Source organism: Rubinisphaera italica (genome assembly GCF_007859715.1).
In the GTDB taxonomy this organism is placed as follows: domain Bacteria; phylum Planctomycetota; class Planctomycetia; order Planctomycetales; family Planctomycetaceae; genus Rubinisphaera; species Rubinisphaera italica.
In genome coordinates this window covers 3768318-3787491 of the sequence record NZ_SJPG01000001.1, presented here as the reverse complement: position 1 = coordinate 3787491, position 19174 = coordinate 3768318, and the positions used below count along the sequence as shown (strand labels likewise).

Below are 19174 nucleotides of genomic sequence, written 5' to 3'. Positions count from 1 at the left end.
GGCTTCCACTAACGCGGATCGCCCCCGCCACCCAGAATATTTTGACAAAATTATGTTTTGTCAGCGGTTCTGAATCAACTGATGATTGGCTCAACAACATGACCATGTACGTCGGTCAGTCGGAAATTTCGGCCAGCGTAGCGATAGGTCAGTTTCTCGTGATCCAATCCAAGTAAGTGCAATAATGTCGCGTGCAGGTCGTGCATGTGAACTTTGTTTTCCACAGCTGTGGAACCGAGCTCATCGGTGGAACCATAGGAAAGTCCGGACTTCAGACAATCGCCAGCCAGCCAGGTTGTGAAACCTCCGGGGTTGTGGTCCCTACCGGTTCCATTGCTTTGTGAGTAAGGAGTTCGTCCAAACTCCCCGCTCCACCAGACAATGGTATCTTCGAGTAACCCCCGTTGTTTGAGGTCCTGCAGCAGGGCTCCAATTGGCTTATCGACAGCGCGAGCATGTTGTTCATGTCTGGGCAGATTAGAATGCTGGTCCCAAGCGGGGTTAGCCGAGTTGTCGCCGTAGTTGACCTGGATAAAGCGGACACCAGACTCACAAAGTCGACGCGCCATCAGGCATTGCCGACCGTAATCATCGGTTTCCTTATCGCCGATGCCATACATGTCGAGTGTTTCTTTGGTTTCCTGATTCAGGTCCAGCACATCGGGTACATTGTTCTGCATTCGCCAGGCGAGTTCAAAGGAATTGATGACCGCTTCGAGTTCGGAATTTTGAGAATGAGAGCCTAATTGCTCCTGATTCAGATTTTGAAGGAATTCGAGTTGTCTGCGTTGTTGAGTGGGACTCAAATTGGCATTGGATAAATTCCGGAGCGTGGCCTCTTTAATCGCTTTACTGGCATTGCCAATTGCAGTCCCCTGATAAATCGCTGGGAGAAATGCGTTTCCATAATTCCGTGGACCGCCGTTTCCTGTGGAAGGACTCAGGGAGACAAATCCGGGAAGATTCTCATTTTCGGAGCCGAGGCCGTAATTGACCCAAGAGCCAAAGGAAGGTCTCACAAAATTTGTTGAGCCGCAATGCAGGAATAATGTCGCTGGTCCATGAGCGACACCATCCGTGTGCATGGAATGGACAAAGGTCAGATCATCCATGTGGCTGGCTGTTTCCGGGAATAAATCAGAAGCGGCTCGGCCCGATTCCCCATACTGTCGAAATTCCCAAGGCGATTTCATGACATGTTGAGACGTTCCCCGCTTTCCGGTCTTGGCAATCGTGCGTGCGTCATTGAAAGTAAAAGACTTGCCATGATTGGCTTCCAATGCCGGTTTGTAATCGAACGTATCAACCTGACTGGGACCACCCTGCATGAACAAAAAGATAATCCGTTTAGCCCGGGGGGGATGATGTGGCTCTTTAATCGATTGAAGTGATGAACTTTTCTTGCCGGCAGTCGCGGTATTTTCTGCACAGAGGCCAGCCAGAGCCAGTCCTCCGAATCCACATGCGGTTTTCTGGAGTACATCTCGGCGTGTCATTGGAGTTTGATAAACATGGTCCATGGAATAACTCCTCAGGCTATTTGAGATATCGAAATTCGAGGCTGGAAAATAACGACTGCACAAACTGAGTCCAGGCTTCCTGGCTTGAACTCAGTTGTGTTGTCGATTCGATAAAATCACGGCTGATTTTGCGTTCGGTGTTCGTGGGATGTCTCGCAATCGTCAGCATGTAGGCATGATCAATTCGAGAGTCTGCATCATCGAACGATTCTGATAATAGCTGTGTTGCGGTTTTACTTGCCTGCTTGCGAACAAAGGGATGGTTCATCAGGAACAATGCCTGCGGAGCGACGGTACTGACATTGCGCCGCCCAGAGACCATACTCGGATTTGCGAAATCAAACGCCTCAAAAATTTCTGGCAGACTGTTACGGAACACAGGGGCATAGACACTTCTGAGAGGTTCCTTGAATTGAAAACCGTAGTCACTGGAGAGATTCTCCGGGAATGTTCGACCACCGGGTGTCAAATCGAGTTGCCCGGAAATTGAGAGCATCGCATCACGGAGTGACTCGGCATCCAATCGATTTCGATGACAATGCGATAACAATCGATTCTCTGGATCTGTGGCTGGAGTCGTCCCAACTGAGGAAAGGCGATAGGTTCGCGACATCACAATCGAACGAATCAACTTCTTAACGGACCATCCCTCTTCGACAAATCGGGTCGAGAGATAATCGAGCAGTTCCGGATGAGAGGGACTCTCTCCCGTCGTTCCGAAATTATCGACCGTCCGGACAAGTCCAACTCCGAACAGCCAATGCCATACGCGGTTGGTCATCACTTGAGAGGTTAAAGGATGCTCGGGATCTGCCATCCATTTTGCCAGTTCCAGTCGCCCACTTTCATCGCTAGGCATCATCGGAGCAGCACCATAGTTGGCCACCTGAAGCACGCCCCGGGGAGCAATTTCGCCAAGGTTGTGCACGTTGCCACGAATATGAATCGGCAGGTCTTCGCCTTTGTCCTCTTCAAGAACAGTCATCGTTTTCGGAATGACGGGAGCCGATTTCTCCAGCTTCTTGAGTTTCACTTCCAGTGATTGGATCTCTTGCTCAATCGATTCAAACTTCTGTAATTCAGCCAGCTGCGTCTCTTCCTCTTTGGTACTCGACTGATTGGATGATTTCTGGTCAGCCAGCTCAGATTCATCGACAGGAAGAAATTGAACCGCATCGGCAATCACGTGCCCAGTCGTTCCTTTGTTTTCGACCAACACAAAACTCTGTCCAGCGACTTCGAATCGATAGGTTCCCAATGAGACAAAGCGTCCATCAATTTTGGGTGGCTGTTTCTGATTCAGGAGTATTCTTTTTTCACCATCGGCACTGAAAACTGTAATCGGAACATCGACGGCTCGATTTACCGAATGACTGTAGGCAAACCGAACTTCATAGCGGCCATCCTTGGGCAACTTAGGGAGAAATGTGATCGTCTTGTCGCCCTTACCATTGGCTTCATCATGGCAATAACCATCTCCGACATAGTTCTTGAACGACTGGGAATCTTTCCAGGTGCCGACTTTACGAGCCTCGGAATCATCAACGACAATGCCAGGCAAGTCAGCAACTGCGACAATCTGATATTTGGGAGTTGTATTCTGATTGGCCGGTAGCTGTGATTTTAGCTTAGCAATCGATGTTTCCAATGCGGTTACAGAGGCATTATGAGCATCCAACTTTTGTCGAACTTCATTGGATACAGGGAGAGGAACCTCGATCCATTTGGAGATATTGGCATGATTGAGAGCTTTGACATTTTTTAGAATGCCCGCCATGGCGTAATAGTCGCGGGTGGGGATCGGATCGAATTTGTGATCGTGACAGCGGGCACAGGTAATGGTTTGAGCCAGGAATCCTCGGCTAATCACATCCAGTTGCTCGTCAACGAAATCCATTTCCAGTTTTTGCTTATCCTGATCTTCCAGATTGCTGTTGCCCATTGTTAGAAATGTTGTGGCAATCAGATTTCGTTGACGCTGTTCCAGAGATGTACTGTCAATTAAATCGCCCGCGAGTTGCTCGATGACAAATTGATCATAAGGGCGGTCATCATTAAAAGTGTCAATCACATAGTCTCGATATCTCCACGCTTCGGGCATGACAAAACCGCGCAACGTGACGGACTCTGCATAACGAACAACATCCAGCCAGTGGCGTCCCCAGCGTTCGCCGAAATGAGGGGAGTTCAATAATTCATCCACCACTTGCTCATAGGCTTGCGGAGAAGGATTATTGACAAAAGCTTCGATTTCTACGGGAGTCGGTGGTAATCCAATGAGGCTGAAATAGAGACGACGAATTAAAACTTCTTTGTCGGCATCTTTCGTCGGTTTATGACTAGCTGCTTCCAATCGGGCGAGAATAAAGTGATCGATTTCATTGGCTGGCCAGGATTGATCGTACACTTCAGGAATCGCAGGATTCGAAACGGGTTGATAGGCCCAATGGCTGCGACCCGCCTCAATATCAATTTCACGTGGCTTTCCTGTGGTCGTTATTGCTTCGCGGGGATCAGCCGCTCCGTCACGCACCCAGTGTTCAAAATCGGCGATGACGTGCTCAGGCAGTTTGCCTTTGGGAGGCATCTCGAAACTGTCGAACTTCAGTGCGGAGATGAGCAGACTTTCATCAATATCATTGGGCACAACAGCGGGGCCGGAATCTCCACCGGTCAGGAGACCATCGCGGGAGTCGAGAAGTAATCCGCCCTGCAGGTTTTTGGAATCCGCGGCATGGCACTCATAACAATGAGTGACGAGGACAGGACGTATTTTCTTTTCAAAAAAATCAAGCTGCTCGGAAGTCGGTTCTTCTGCGCTAATTTCTGAATTCAGAAATTGCGAGACCACTAAGAGAAGGAGAATTCTCACAAGCATATTCACAGGATATTTCTGTGCTTGCATGTATTATGCTCCGTTGACAATGAGAGATTCGCTTGTTTCGAGGCGTTGTTCAGTTGCGGAGATCCCGAGTTGATCTCAATAGAAAACCTTTTGCCACCAGATATGACCAGTGGCATAAGGTTATGAATCAAATTGATTATCGTGTCAGTCGATCGATCAGGTATTCTGTCGAGTTTTTGAACTCTGGATTCTCAACACCGGGTGTCACCAGCAATACTTCCACTCCAGTTGATTCGAGTTTTTCAGCAAGCTTGACCCCCATGACTCCGGAATGAGTCGGGTCTTTGGGAGAAGAGCCGACGACGGGAACTTCTCCGCGATAGAACAGGGCGATTGGAGGATCATCTTTGGAAACGAGCTCAATTGGCGAGTACTCATGAATCCAGGGAAGAACGTCCTGACGGTTATCAATCAGAGCCTGAAAGTTTGGAAGTCCGAAGGCGTGAGCGCCGTATCGGTAGTTGGGCATCCATTCGCGTAATTCTTTGGGATCGAGAGAAACCTGTGCGCCGTTGACGGCTGCACAATAGAGCCGGGTGGATTCGTGACTGATCGGATCGTCGCTGTTTGGATCGGCCATGTCATCGTGGAATGCAAGCCACAATGAAGTGCAAGCACCGGCAGAACCTCCGGTCGCTCCGATTTTTTTCTTGTCCAGATTCCACTCGTCCGCCTTGGAGCGAATGAACTGCAATGCACGAGCCGCATCACCTAATGGTGCTTTGACGGGTGGAACTACGTTTTCTGCAACTCCGTTCTGCACGTATCGGTAGTTGATTGCAATGACGGTGATCCCGCGATCCAGGAACGGCTTCGGATTGGTTTTCTTATCGCCACCTCTCCAGCCTCCGCCATGAATGTAAAGGACGACGGGTGTCGGTTTGTCGGACTTGGCCGGGTAGAAGTCCATCACATTTCGCTCGTGAGGTCCATACTTCACATTCATCTGAGGTTTTAAATCTTCAGCGTGAACGGCTACTCCGTAAGACAGGACAAACATCAGCATGACAAAGCGGCGGATCATTGTGTGCTCCTAAGGTTGGTTGGTATGGATGTGTTGATGCGTGAGGTATTGTCAGCATAACCAGAAGCGGACTTGTACTGCCAGTGTTTCGTCGAAACTCCGGCTAAAGAAATTTTGCTTCACCACCGTTGTCCGCATTTCTTCAGTCCATTAGTGGAGCGAAGGTAAAGATAACTTTGCACATTCATTTCGTGATATGGAGCAAGTAATTCAACTGTGGCTCTCTGATACAAATTGAAAGAGACACCTTCCACTTCATCCAGAGTTAGCCAGGCATTTTCAGAGATTTCGTAGAGTTCGCCTTCAATATTATGACCGTTGGGGTCATGTACCAGTCCCGGGTATTCACCGCAGTCGTAAAGAAGATAGCTGGCTTCTGTTTTGGCTTCTCCAATGAATTTTGCTTTCTGGAGATAATGGTCGCGGCAGTAGCCCCGTTTTAATGTGCCGTAGACGAACAGGAGGGGGGATTCTGAAGTCATCATCTGACCTTAGTTTTCGGGACGCAAGCATGAGGTGGAAACTACCTCGCCCATCACTTTGTTCTGAGAGTGCCACCCAGTTTTATGCTTGTAATGTGTATCAATGACTGGGAAGGAATATGCAGGACAGACTGGAAGCCTGTCCTGCCGGTTAATTGACTTTAACGATTAGGCAGTTGGGATCAATTCTATTGAAAGAGATTAATTTGGCGCTTTTAATCTCTCTGATAATGATTCGCAGTCGAATGATCGCAACGAATGTGATTGGACTCAATCCTCAGTGTGGATTCTTTCGATAGCCAATAAGGGTTAATCCCTACATTCAATCTTTCTGGCATTTCTGGCCGGGTCTTCAGAAATGCATCATGATAATAATTCCGCTGGAATTTATGGCGAGCAACTCACTGAACGTCGCCGAAATCCCCAGCAGAACATTCCCGGAAACAGGTTCCTGTGCTCGAATATATCGACAACTTCTATCGAAATTACAGTCGGCATTTACTGGTGCTGATGTTCATTTCGTTGCCATTGCTGGCTTACGAAGCGGCTCAGATTCCAACGAACAACGATGTCGAAACCTGGTTGCCTGCTCAGTCGGAATTGAAACTCCGCTATGATCGATTTCGGCAGGACTTCGGCAGTGAAGAGATGCTCGTTCTTGGCTTCAAAAATGATGCCAACAATCCTCAACTGGTTTCTGCATTGGCAGAACGGCTTGAAACTCTGAAGGGGGTTCGTCAGGCGTGGGATTCGAAACGCTTTCGGGATGTGATGCGTGAATTGCAGGTTCCAGAAGAAGCAATTCAGGAGCGTCTGATTGGTATGACGGAATCGGTCGATGGAAATTATCGAGCGATACTTGTGCTGCTTTCCGAAGAAGGGACTGCTGATCGAGGGCTTGTTGTTCAGGCAATTCGGGATCAACTCGAGTATTGTCAGATCACCACCGAGCAGTTCGCCTTTGCCGGTGGTCCAGTCATCGTTTCCGAATTGAATCGGCTCGGTGGTCCGAAGAATAATCGCAAGTTCTTCCTGCTCACGTTATTCCTGGGATTTCTGTTGCTGCTGGCAATGCTGCGAGACTGGCGGACCAGTGCATCAATGATTTTGCTGACAGTGTGGGCGATTCAGGCAACAACTGCTGGCGTGAAGTTTCTCTCGGGTGAGATGAATTTCATTCTGGGAGCATTACCTGTGATGGTGATGGTTTTCACGCTGGCGATTTCGATTCACTTTCTGCATTATTTTGACACGTTTCGCAATCGAACTTTTGCGGTTGCTCGCGGTTTGAGTGCCGCCTGGAAACCTTGCCTGTTTGCGACATTGACGACCACGATTGGTCTGGCGTCATTGTGCATGAGTGACATTATGCCGGTTCGACAATTCGGATACGCAGCTTCGCTTGGATGTGTGGTCTCGATGGTCACTTCACTGGTGATGATGCCAGCTGTCGTTTCCGCACTCGGATTTCCTGGATTTGGGGAAACCTCTTTGCTGAAAGTTCAGCGAAGTATTTTTGCGAAAGTGATCCGCTTCCGTCATGCCGGAGTTGTGATTCCACTGGTCCTGGTGGCGGTGACAGGAATAGCCGTTCCAGAATTGAGAAGTCGGCTCGAACCACTCGATTTTCTACCATCCTCCAATAAAGTATTGACTGATTTTCAGGAGATTCAGGAAAATCTGACCACTCTGGATTCGATTGAAATCATTGTGGATTTCGATGGGAATGAAGGAGCGTTTCTGGATCGGATGGATGAAGTTCGGGCGGTGGAGCGGTTGGTTTCAGTCCATCCCTGGGTGCGGAGTACTTCATCACCGGCCAGTTTTTTTCCGACGATCGATCAGATGCCAGAATCGACTCGTGATATCGGCTTGCTGTTAAAGTCAGCTAACTCACGAGCAGATGAGAGCGATTATCTGGCATGTGGGCAGCGTTTCTGGCGAATTTCAGCACGCATCGAGCCGGAAGCTCGAGAACATCAAACGCAACTGGTTGCTGAAATCCAGAAGAGCCTGGCTGGTTATCAAGTCGAAATTACAGGTCTGTCTCCACTGGTGAAGCAGGCACAGGATCAGATTTTCGATGGCTTCTGGTCGAGTTTTGGGACTGCATTTGTGATTATCACAATCGTAATGATGATCGCGTTACGCTCGATCACCATTGGTCTGTTCGCGATGATTCCGAATTTGACACCTTTGCTGATTGTGTTTGGATTACTGGCCTGGTTTGAAGTTCCGATTGATATCGGCATGATGATGTCGGGCAGCATTGCATTGGGTATTGCTGTCGATGGGACGTTCCATTTTCTGCTTCGATATGAATCCGAATTGAGGAAGGAAGGGGACTCGGCTGTAGCTTCGGCTCTGTCATTGGATCATACGGGCCCGGCGATTGCCGAAGCAGCGATTATTGCAGCGGTTGGAATGCTGGCATTGAGTTTGAGCCAATTTGCTCCGACCGCACGCTTCGGCATGTTGATGACTGCTCTTTTAATCGCCGCATTGATTGGCGATCTGGTCCTGTTACCAGCGATGCTGGCCTTGCGTTCACGGAAACGCTCCATGTCTGAAGAGGAGGATCAAGCTGTCCGGTTAGAGCTCCGTGGGCCACATCAGCTTCAATCATTCCAAAACTATTCCGCAGCAGGAATGAAATAATACGGAGTGGCCATACGGTACTCACGATAGTAACGACTGCAACTCCAATCGGAAAAGTCTGCTTATTCTGCCAGCTTCATGGCCGATATGCTCTTATAACTGGTTTTCTTTCAACATATTATTGACATTTCATCCTGTTGAGGCAAATCTGTTAGTCTGGGGTATTTATGGACCATGGAACGACAATAATGATTAATACTGCGAAATCCGAGACAAATTATTTATTAATGACTGGGGCGACCGGGCTGTTAGGTCGTTACCTGATGAAGGATCTGGCGATCGCTAACGTTCCGTTGGCTGTTGTTGTGCGTCCTTCGCGTCGATTGTCTGCGGAGTCCCGCATAGAATCGATCATGGAATCGTGGGAAGATCAACTGAATCGCCCATTGATGCGTCCAGTGGTTCTGGCTGGAGAACTTTGTGAAGATTCTCTGGGCATGGAACCCAATGATATTCGCTGGGCAATCGAAAATTGCACAGGCATGATTCACAATGCCGCTTCTCTTTCTTTTGTCAGCACCGGTCCCGAAGCCGAGCCTTATCGCTCGAATGTTGGCGGAACTAAAAATGTGCTGCAGTTTTGCCAGGAAGCCGGCATTCGCGAGTTCCATCATGTTTCCACAGCTTATGTTTGTGGACTGCGGAATGGAACGGTTCTGCCATCCGAGCTCGATGTCGGTCAGGAATTCGGCAATCCTTATGAAGAGAGTAAGGTGATGGCTGAAAAAATGGTCCGAGGTTCCGATTTTATCGACTCGCTGACCGTCTATCGTCCCGGCATTATTGTGGGAGACTCCAAGAATGGTTTTACGAATACCTTCCATGGATTTTATGCAGCCGTTCAGTTGATTCATACAATTTTGAGGAATCAGGATCTTGTGGGCGAGACAGGATTTTCTGATGTCTATCCAACGAGAATTAACCTTGATGGCACCGAAAGTAAAAACCTTGTCCCTGTCGACTGGGTTTCGGCAGTGATGGCTCATATTCTTTCGCATGACAAACTTCATGGCGATACCTATCACCTGACACCACGGAATGCTGTCGAAACACGCACAATCAATGCGGCTCTCTGTGCTTCGTGTCGGTTTTACGGTTCGACCCTTACTGGGGCAGATACGCATTTTGAAGAGCACACGGAGCTGGAAGAATTCTTCTACGAGCATATACGAGTCTACAATTCCTACTGGCGAAACGATCCAACATTCGACAGTACCAATACGCAGAAAGCGGCTCCTCATCTGCTTTGCCCGCACATGGATTACAAGATGCTCAAGTTCCTGGCCGATCAGGCCATCAAGATGAATTTCACCTTTCGTGAAAAGCCAGTCATGCAGAAAGCGGATCGTGCTGTAGTGAATGCTCAGTAAGTGATTGGCGGCTTGATGTTATTGATTCTCAATACGTACAGATGCGTATCTGTGCGTAAATAAAGAGCCTTGCCAGCGACTGCTGGTGAGGCTTTTATGCGTCCATCGAGACGATTTACCTGGACGAGTTCCATTTGCGGGTCTGCGTTAATCACACTAATTTTGCCTTCTTCACTGCAAAAGTAAAGTTTGTCATTAGCAAAGATAGGGGATGCGGAATACGCGCCAATAAAGCGGCGTTTTCCCAGCACATCGCCAGTTTCGCAACTCAGGCAGACGACGATTCCACCCGGGTTGATTGTGAAAATCATATCGTCAATCAGGATGGGAGACGGGACCGTGCTCACGCTACGATCATAAGTCCAGTCGATGTTCGTCTCGGTAATGTCGCCTCGTCCTTCTGCGCGAATGGCCAGAAGCTGAGTTTCATAAAAACCGGTACAGACGAAAACATGGGACCCATTGGCCACCGGGGCAGGCACATTCGAGAAGCCTGTGTACCGCACATGCCAGCGTTCTTCGCCCGTGGAGGGATCATAGGCATGAACCTGATCGGCCCCGGGGCTGATTAAGAGATTCGTTTCATCTCTGTTCCAAAGAAACGGGGTGGCAAAAGCACGATGAGTGATTTTGTTTTCCCGTAATGGGGCAGAGCGTTTCGTCTTCCATTGAATTTCTCCAGATGTTTTGTCCAGAGCAGCGACAAATTGTTCGTTCGCTCCATCGCAAGTCAGGATGAGCAGATTTTCAAATGCAACAGGAGAACTTCCCGGTCCCCCTTGATGCTCGATTTCCAGTTCTTCATTTTTCCAGAGAATTTTCCCCGTGTGGTGGTCAATTGCTGCCGTCCCAAAGGTCCCAAAATGGCAATAGATGTTTTGTTCGTCAATGATGGGAGTTGGGGATGCATAGCTGTTGTCGTCATGAATCTTTTCGGGATTCGGTATACGAAACAATTCGATTTCATGCAGAACTTTTCCAGTCGCGACTTCCAGGCCAATCGCCCGTAGCGAGAGTGCTGGTTCCGTTTCCTCCAGATCGACAGCTGTCGTTAACCAGACTTGATCACCCCAGACAACAGGAGTTGACCAGCCCAGCCCCGGAATTGCCTGTTTCCAGGTGATGTTGGTTTCTTCATCAAACTTTACTGGAATCTCTGCACCGACTGCATATCCTTGCCCTGAGGGGCCTCGAAACTGAGGCCAGTTGGGCTCTGCAGCGTAAGAGTTAGAAGCAGATAAGAGACTGAAGACCAGAATTGAAATTGAGAGATCCCACATATACGCTCCAGTTGCTTGGTTCAATGGTTCTTCATGGATTTTAGAGGCTAAAAGTTGTTCTCTGAATAGCTCCTGAAGATTCTATTGGAGAATTTCAACAATTTATTGGAACACTGGTGATCACCAGTTGAATACTGGAAAATAATCAAACCCGGGTGGCGGGGGTGCTCTCGAAGAGAAGCCCCCGAATCGTTGAACTTCCGGGGCCTTTGCATAAGCGGAACGCCTCCACCACCCCGGAGGTCCTTTTTTAAGATGTCACCCTGGGAAGGAGAAAACAAATTGAAAATCAAAACAGTCAATAAAAAACACTGCTGGTAAGCCAGCAGTGGCACACTCGTTCTGAATAAATTCGGTTTGAATCGTATTAAGCCGCAGTGCGGGAACGGGATTCGATTTGGACATCGTCCAGGGCAACGTAGCGGTTCACTACTTCCCAAAGTGTATCAGACAGAGCGGATGGATTATTGTTCAAAGAGCTCTGCAGCTGTTGCAGATCGGCATTGATTTGCATGGTCGAAGGAGCATGTCCGGCTCCGAGAATAATTTTCTCGTGAATCTTTGGTGCACTCTGTTCGTGCTCATAGAACAGTTCTTCATACATTTTCTCACCGGGACGCAAACCGGTGAACTTGATGTCGATATCATCCGGATAGCTCAGCCCGGATAGGCTGATCATGTCCTTGGCCAGATCGACAATTTTTACGGGATCACCCATATCGAGAATTAGAACATTTCCGGTTCCTCCAACCGCTCCTGCTTGAAGCACGAGTTGGACCGCTTCCGGAATCGTCATGAAATAGCGGACCATATCCTTGTGCGTCACCGTCACCGGCCCACCGCATTCGATTTGTTTGCGGAAAGTCGGTACAACACTGCCAACAGAATTGAGAACATTTCCAAAGCGAACCGTAATGTAAATTGTCGAGGAAATGTTAGACATCGCTTGCAGATATTTTTCGGCCAGCAGCTTCGTGGCTCCCATCACTGAAGTTGGACGGACGGCTTTGTCGGTGGAAATTAACACAAAACGTTCCACTTGATGTTTGTGAGCGATGTCGACAACGGCTTTTGTCCCCATGAAATTGTTGCGGATCGCTGCGTAAGGATTATCCTGCATCAATGGGACATGTTTATAGGCAGCCGCATGAAATACGATTTCTGGTTGGTGACGGGCGAACGCTCCTTCTAGAGCATCCTTGTCGAGCACACTGGCGGTGAGATAACACAGCTCAATCTCTCCGCAATCGCGTGCTACAAATTCGCGTTCCATTTTGAAAACGCCAAATTCGGAATGATCGAAAATGATCAACTTGGCAGGTTCGAATCCGATAATCTGACGGCATAATTCGCTGCCAATACTTCCCGCTCCACCAGTGACCAGAACCGTTTTTCCAGTGATCGAATGGCCGATCTTTTCGAGGTCGAGTGATGTGGGTGGGCGACGCAACAGGTCATCGATATCCAGTTCGCGAACTGCCAGTCGAAATCGTCCTTCAACAATTTCTTCAACAGTTGGAACTTTATGCAGCTGAATGTCGGCTTCCTGGCAACGACTTAATAAATCTCGTACGACACGTCCTGAAGTCGACGTTGGTACAAGAATATGCTGGATCGGTGTGGCAGTCTTTGATTCCCAGCAATCTTCAAGCGAGTAGACTTGTTGACCACCAATCAGGGATCTTTGTCGTTCTCCACTTGAGTTGATGAATCCAACGATCCGAAATCGACCCAAATGACCGTTGCTTGACATGACCATTTTCCAGATGCCAATAGCCGAATCATCAGAGCCAAAAATTAACGCTGTTTCTGTCGGTTGTTCTCGGCTGTTTGGTTTTCGACTGGACCAGATCATACGACAGGCAATCCGAAATCCCAATATGGCCAGCAGGCTGATCAATCCGTCAATTAATGTGACAGAGCGAGGTAAAGACATCGGAGACTGCGGACTGATATAGTGTAATGCCAGCAAAACGCTTGTCATAAATCCACAGGTGCCGACAATAAGGATTCCGTCAGTAATGGAAACATGCCGATAGGATCGATTCCACTCGCGGGAGATCGCGGCAATCAGCAACTTGGCTGCGATGATGTATGGGAGAGCCGCTGTGAATTTTAAGAGTTCCGAGCTTCCCATCGCGAAATCAAAACGCAGACAGAATGCTAGAAATAGCGAGGCTGTAATAAGAATTGTATAAATGGGCAAAATGATTGCCAGACGGTGGCGCATGAGAAGCTCCGTATGATCTTGAATCGTCCCAAATGGCGTGTCCCCCGTCGATCGTTGCAAGAACTGATCGATACGATTCATCGGATCTCTGCGAAGAGAATCCGATACGCGATATTCCATTCGCGTGGCGGAATTGTAGTCGTTTCAGACTATCGAGTCCAGATGCGTGTTTTGGCCCATTGTGAAACAAGAGGGAGTGACTCCTCAAAAGTGACCTCAATCAGGGTTGATCGCATAACTCCCTTGGGGTTAATGACTTATGGCCGTCGAGTTTTTGTAATCAGTAAGGTTCCAGCCATCGCCCAAATTGTAAATCCTGCAATGGAGATCATCAGACCCCATCGAAAACTACGAGATCGATAGTTCCAAGTGACCTGATGAGAGCCTGCGGGGATCTCCAGACCACGGAACATGCCATCGATGCGGATTGACTCAGCGGGTTGACCATCAATCGTGGCCATCCAGTTGGGATCGTAAAGTTCGGTCAGGATGAGTTGCTGAGCGATGGGAGTTTCAACCTGGAGAGTTATTTGCTCAGAGGACTCCTGCTTCCAGTTGATCGAAGTGCTTTCAGAGTTTTGATCCCATGAGCCTCGTCCCCGCGTGCCGAGCAGTGCAGAGAGATAGATTGGTTCCTGATATCGCCCCCAGGCTCCATTTAATAAGGGGTCCATTCCCTGCCACAACAATTGCAAGGACTCATTTTGAGGATCGGGTGGTGCATAAGTCAAAAGGTGAGTCACCCCGGCTTGCTGAAGCCATTGGGTTTGTTCGGCAGTGAATGTCGCCCAGGGGCTTTCTGGCGCATCAGTTTTGGATTCCGGATAGGTCAGTTTCGGATCGAAATACTCGGCTGGTCCGATTCCCAGATAAACCGGCGTGGCAGCGACACCTGTAATTGTCAATAAGTTTGGCCCTGGTCCAAACAAGCGTGCAGGAGCAGGTAAGTCTTTGAGCATTTGACGAACCGGACTCTTTTCAATTCGAGTCATCGGCGTGTCCGGGACCATAAATGCATAGGTGATTTTCTGACTGACCCAGGAAAGATCGAGCAGGGTGCCGATGCCAATCAGTATTGCTAACAAGACTTTCCATCTCGGTCCCAAAAATTGACGAATCGTATCCCAGCCACGAGCGGACCAGAGTGCTGCAGCAAGGGCCGTAACAATGCCATAGCGACCGGGGCCTCGAAAGAAACTGAAACCAGGAACGTTTTGCAACAACGGCAGCAGCCACCCAGTTGCATAGACAAGAGCCAGCAGCCCGAACCCGCCCAGCCATAGCAATCGTCGATCGCTTTCATTGTGGGAATGAAATAATGAAATCCCTCCTGCAACAGCCAGGATCATGGGCAATATCCCGAAATACAGATGAGCTTCAACAGGATTAGTCGCGGTCGGGTAATCGAGAAACTGATGCGCATTCAGTCGGTTATCAAGTTCATGGGCCCGACCATACCAGTACCAGGGCATAATCACTTGCGAGAGATATCGGGGAGGGATGTGTCCGTATCCTGGATCAAAGTCTGCAGAGGCTGATGTTTCTCGTTGACTGTTTTGTTTCAACGACCAAGTTGGCAACAATTGCAGACTCGCCAGGAGTATTCCCACCGAAATAGCAAGTGCAGGAAATATCAAAGTTTGAGCAGTCGAACTGGCAAAGCGGCTCACAGAGGGTTCATCAGGTTCACTCTCAGTCAATTCCGGAGTTTTTTTTGAACGTAACTCTGAAATCCATTCACATAGTGACCACAGTGTGAGACAAATCAATGTGATGAAAGCCAGATGAAAATGTCCGGGGAGCAATTGCAGACATAGTATTCCAGAAAGACCCCACAGCCACAAGAAATTTCTGGTTCGGAAATAGCGATTGAACATAGCAAGAGCGAGTGGTAACCAGGCTCCCGTCAGAATCGCCCATTCAAGGCAACATCGTGGAGCAAACCATCCATACACGAAGACCAGTCCGGAAAGTAAAGCTCCGAACAGTGAGATTCCCAGATCCCGTGCCAGCCAGACTGTCGCACAGAATGCCAGAACATAGTGAAACAGATGGTTCACATTGTAAGCCGTGTTGACATTCAGGAATCGATAAAACAACAGATTGAATGGATAAAAAACACCCGTCTGGCTTTCTGCCACCAGGGGATATCCATGTCCGACGAGCGAATTCCAGAGTGGAATGTGTCCCTGTTTGAGGGCTTCTGCATAAAAAGTTTTCTGAGGAAAGTAATAGGTGTAAACATCCCCGCCAATCAATCCGCCTCCCAGCCACAGGTCAAGCCAGAACCACATCGTCAGTGCAATTCCAACAGCGAGTGTGATAAGAATCGCAGACGATTTCATTTTCATTGGACGACGGTCAGTGGAAGTATCCATATACTTTGACGTAAAAAACTTTTCAAAACGGAATAAGCGGACAACTTTTCAGCACGGTCTTCAAGTCGCTATACTGAGTGTTGAACTGCCATAGGAATGATCCAAAATATTCACAGAGAGATAAATTGACCTCACTCAGTTTAGGATCTTTTCCGAGTTGTAAACAGTGACGCACTCACGCATGACAATTGATGAAGGATGCATAACATGCCCGCAGAGATGACTGTCCACGCGAAGTTGACTGAAATCGCAAATAACCTTTGGTGGAGCTGGCAGCCGGAGGTGGACGATATCTTTCGCCGCATCGATCCCATCCGGTTTACCGAATTGAGCCATAATCCCGTCCAGTTACTCAAAGAATATACTCCGAACAAGCTTGAAAAACGCTGTCGCGAGGAAGTTCTGCATTCAAAAATTAACTGGGCCTTCCGACGGTTCAAAGAATATCTGGCTTCCGATTCCACTTGGGGAGATACACATGCGGGACTGCTGAATTTTCGGCCTGTGGCTTATTTTTCCGCTGAATTCGGAATACACGAATCGCTGCGGGTCTACTCGGGCGGTTTGGGAGTTCTGGCAGGCGACCATTTGAAAAGTGCATCGGATCTCGGTGTTCCTCTAGTTGGAATTGGTCTGTTTTATCATGAAGGCTATTTCTCACAGGCAATCGATGAAAACGGCTGGCAACAGGAAACTTATACCGAGGTCGATTCTGAAACGATGCCTCTGACGGTTCTCAAAGGTCCAGACGGGAAAGAGATTATCATTTCCGTGGAAACTCGAAATGAAAAAATCTATGCCCGCATCATGCATGTCATGGTTGGTCGCATCCGGTTGTATTTACTCGATGCCAATGTCCCACAAAATTCTGACGAAATTCGCAGTTTGACCGCCCGCTTGTACGGAGGAGATCAAACAACCCGAATCCGTCAGGAAATGTTACTTGGCATTGGCGGAATGCGCGCCTTGGAAGCGATTGGAATCAATCCTCGTGTCATTCATATGAATGAAGGACACTCCGCATTTGCGGGACTGGAGGTTATTCGTCAACGCATGCATAAAGATGGGATGACGTTTGACAATGCCCTTCGCGAAACAGCTGCTTCAGGTGTCTTCACAACTCACACTCCTGTCGCTGCAGGTCACGATCGTTTCGATGGTGGGTTGATCGATTATCATCTCGGACCAATGGGCGATGCACTGGGACTCGATCATCATGGCTTAATGGCATTGGGTCGAGTCGATCCGCAAAATCATCACGAAACGTTTTGTATGACGGTTCTTGCTTTCAAAACTTCTCGTCGTGCCAATGCCGTATCCAATTTGCATGGTGTTGTTTCCCGAAAAATGTGGGCTTGTTTGTGGCCTTGGCGCAGTGAAGAAGAAATCCCAATCGGGCACATTACGAACGGAGTACACGTGAACTCCTGGCTGGCGACTCAAATGCGAGTCATTTACGATCGCGTACTTCCAGCTGAGTGGTTCCTGCGTACCGGAGAACCGGAAGTGTGGGCCGGGTTCGAACAAGTCACACCCGGAGAATTGTGGGAAACTCATCAGGCTCTTAAAGCTCGCCTGATTGTTTATATGCGGAGTTGCTTAATGAAGCAGGCCGCTCGTAAAAATGCGAGTGACAGTGAACTGGCCGATCTTTCAGAAATGATGGACCCGCAGGCATTGACGATCGGCTTTGCCCGTCGATTTGCACCGTATAAGCGAGCAGACCTGATTTTACACGATGCCAAACGTCTCGCTCGAATTGCGCACGATGCCAATCGTCCTGTCCAGTTCATCTTCTGCGGAAAAGCTCACCCTGCTGATGAAATCGGCAAATCGATTTTGCAGAAAATTGTCAGGCTCTCCGAGACTGACGAGTTTCGCGGTAAGATTGTCTTCCTCGAAGATTATGACATCAACTTCACACGCCATCTTGTGCAAGGAGTCGATGTCTGGTTGAATAACCCACGTCGTCCTTTGGAAGCCTCCGGGACGAGTGGCCAGAAAGTCGTACTCAATGGTGGATTGAACTTCTCGGTGCTGGATGGCTGGTGGGCGGAAGCCTACGACGAGACAAACGGCTTCGCAATCGGTGATGGCCATATCCACGCCAATGACGACATTCAGGATCAACGGGATGCGGAAAGCCTGATTGATGTTCTGGAAAATCAAATTGTCAAAATCTACTACGAGCGCGATACCGATGATCTGCCTCAGGATTGGATTATGCGAATGAAGCATTCCGTCAAAACTCTCGGCTGGCGATATAATGCTGACCGTATGGTGATGGACTACGTGACAGGAACCTACATTCCGGCAGCCGGCGGCGAGTCCGCAGAAATGCGCATGATGCCGTAATTTTCTGATACATTCAGACAAACACGAAACGAAAGCGAGTGAGTCCAGACCAATGGGACTCACTCGCTTTTTTCGATTTATACAAAAGTGTGGCTTCTATGAAAGCCCTCAGCTTTCATAGAACAACTGGAGTCGTAGTGCAGCGAAGCCCCCGGAATTACTGATTGTAAACACCTACATCAACTCATTGACCGATGATTCAATTGTCTGGCAGAGAGCATCCAGGTTCAGATCTTCATCATGGTAACCAAACGGTTCTTCGATGTGTTCTGCGACGACTTCCATGGCAATCATGAAGTAAGCCATCATGCCCGTCAGGATGGGAGTCCACCAGCCAAAGTCCTCAATAATCCCCCAGGGCAGCGTCAGTAAAAACAGGAACACACATTGTCGAGAGAACGTACGGTAGGAACTGACAATCAATGTTTTTCGAATCCGCTCACACCCGCCGCAAATATTCAGATAAACTCGCAAGTCCTCATCAATCACTCTCAGCTCATCACCATCAAGCAGATTTTGTTTCCTGCCAGCGGCCAGAATTTCGTAGATTCGATTGACCAGATTGCTTGGTGTATGGGTAATTGAGGAGGCGAGTTGATCGAAGATGGGATATTGATTCGGATCAACTGGTTTTCTCAGATGGTCTCGCAGGACTTGCGGAAAAGTCCGGAGGATTTCCTGACATTTCAATCGGTCGGCTTCGGAGAGCCGAGTCAGTCGATTCAATTTGATTGACAGATTGCGACTTGCGTTCACAAGTTGCCCCCATAACGTTCGCGCTTCCCACCAGCGTTCGTAAGCCTTGTTGGTACGAAATACGAGCAACCAGCCCAGCACCAAAGTGAGAGCGGCATGTAATTCAGCCGGTGTATCACCCACATTCGCAAATTGTGAATTTTCTTTCCAGAGTGGCAGCAATCCATAACAGGCAACAACTGCAGCGCCGATTCCAACTTTATTCAGCGTGTTCAT

General features: G+C 48.6%; 11 protein-coding genes. 3 read left to right on the top strand and 8 right to left on the bottom strand.

Going from position 1 to position 19174, the window contains the following annotated elements:
* Positions 1-74 precede the first annotated feature (74 nt).
* From Pan54_RS14135 to Pan54_RS14120, 4 genes are all read right to left on the bottom strand, one after another.
* Positions 75-1520, bottom strand: coding sequence for a DUF1501 domain-containing protein (locus Pan54_RS14135; protein ID WP_146504094.1), 1446 nt, complete (start codon positions 1518-1520; stop codon positions 75-77).
* Positions 1521-1536: 16 nt separating this feature from the next.
* Positions 1537-4425 carry a DUF1553 domain-containing protein gene (locus tag Pan54_RS14130; RefSeq protein ID WP_207310142.1) on the bottom strand — a complete coding sequence of 963 codons (2889 nt, stop codon included), beginning with the start codon at positions 4423-4425 and terminating at the stop codon, positions 1537-1539.
* 136 nt (positions 4426-4561) lie between these two features.
* Positions 4562-5449: an alpha/beta hydrolase family protein gene (locus Pan54_RS14125; protein ID WP_146504093.1), complete on the bottom strand. Its 888-nt coding sequence runs from the start codon at positions 5447-5449 to the stop codon at positions 4562-4564.
* A 119-nt stretch (positions 5450-5568) separates the two neighbouring features.
* Positions 5569-5934, bottom strand: a complete 366-nt coding sequence (locus Pan54_RS14120; RefSeq protein WP_146504092.1) for a gamma-glutamylcyclotransferase family protein — start codon at positions 5932-5934, stop codon at positions 5569-5571.
* 450 nt (positions 5935-6384) lie between these two features.
* Here Pan54_RS14120 and Pan54_RS14115 point away from each other — a divergent pair, with 450 nt between their 5' ends.
* The gene (locus Pan54_RS14115; protein ID WP_146504091.1) at positions 6385-8589 is read left to right on the top strand and encodes an efflux RND transporter permease subunit; all 2205 of its coding nucleotides are present in this window, start codon (positions 6385-6387) and stop codon (positions 8587-8589) included.
* Positions 8590-8777: 188 nt separating this feature from the next.
* Positions 8778-9959, top strand: a complete 1182-nt coding sequence (locus Pan54_RS14110; protein WP_146504090.1) for an SDR family oxidoreductase — start codon at positions 8778-8780, stop codon at positions 9957-9959.
* Here the strand turns inward: Pan54_RS14110 and Pan54_RS14105 are convergent.
* From Pan54_RS14105 to Pan54_RS14095, 3 genes are all read right to left on the bottom strand, one after another.
* Positions 9953-11239, bottom strand: coding sequence for a PQQ-binding-like beta-propeller repeat protein (locus Pan54_RS14105; protein WP_146504089.1), 1287 nt, complete (start codon positions 11237-11239; stop codon positions 9953-9955). The genes Pan54_RS14110 and Pan54_RS14105 overlap by 7 nt on opposite strands.
* 367 nt (positions 11240-11606) lie before the next feature.
* Positions 11607-13469 carry a nucleoside-diphosphate sugar epimerase/dehydratase gene (locus Pan54_RS14100; protein ID WP_146504088.1) on the bottom strand — a complete coding sequence of 621 codons (1863 nt, stop codon included), beginning with the start codon at positions 13467-13469 and terminating at the stop codon, positions 11607-11609.
* Positions 13470-13726: 257 nt separating this feature from the next.
* Entirely contained in the window at positions 13727-15847 is a 2121-nt protein-coding gene (locus Pan54_RS14095) for a YfhO family protein (RefSeq protein WP_146504087.1), read from the bottom strand.
* A gap of 207 nt (positions 15848-16054) precedes the next feature.
* Here Pan54_RS14095 and glgP point away from each other — a divergent pair, with 207 nt between their 5' ends.
* On the top strand, positions 16055-18202 hold the full coding sequence (glgP, locus tag Pan54_RS14090; protein WP_146504086.1) for an alpha-glucan family phosphorylase: 2148 nt from the start codon (positions 16055-16057) through the stop codon (positions 18200-18202).
* Positions 18203-18376: 174 nt separating this feature from the next.
* Here glgP and Pan54_RS14085 read toward each other — a convergent pair whose 3' ends face one another.
* A complete protein-coding gene (locus Pan54_RS14085; RefSeq protein WP_146504085.1) occupies positions 18377-19174 on the bottom strand; it encodes a bestrophin family protein in 798 nt (265 codons plus the stop codon).